The sequence below is a fragment of the Pseudoalteromonas sp. GW168-MNA-CIBAN-0100 genome (genome assembly GCF_040309225.1).
In the GTDB taxonomy this organism is placed as follows: Bacteria; Pseudomonadota; Gammaproteobacteria; order Enterobacterales; family Alteromonadaceae; genus Pseudoalteromonas; species Pseudoalteromonas arctica.
Genome location: NZ_JBEOOL010001128.1, coordinates 1 through 235, shown reverse-complemented (window position 1 = coordinate 235; position 235 = coordinate 1). Strand labels below are relative to the sequence as shown.

General features: G+C 42.6%; 1 pseudogene. It reads left to right on the top strand.

Going from position 1 to position 235, the window contains the following annotated elements:
- Positions 1-235 (top strand): annotated as a pseudogene (locus AAEY62_RS24890) (single-stranded-DNA-specific exonuclease RecJ); the annotation flags it as partial.

The following is a 235-nucleotide window of genomic DNA, read 5'->3' as shown; positions in this document are numbered from 1 at the left end:
AACGCTGCATTGTATTTACCGATGGCGAGTTGCCAAATGAGTGTTTTACCATGGATTTTGCCCAGCAATTAAAACAAGCGGGCCCTTGGGGGCAGCAATTTCCTCAACCGGTATTTGAGCACACATTTGAGTTAATTCAGCAGCGTATAGTGGGCGAAAAGCATTTAAAACTGGTATTAAAACATCAATCAGGCCGCTTAGTTGATGCCATAGCTTTTGGCATGGATTTAAAAGA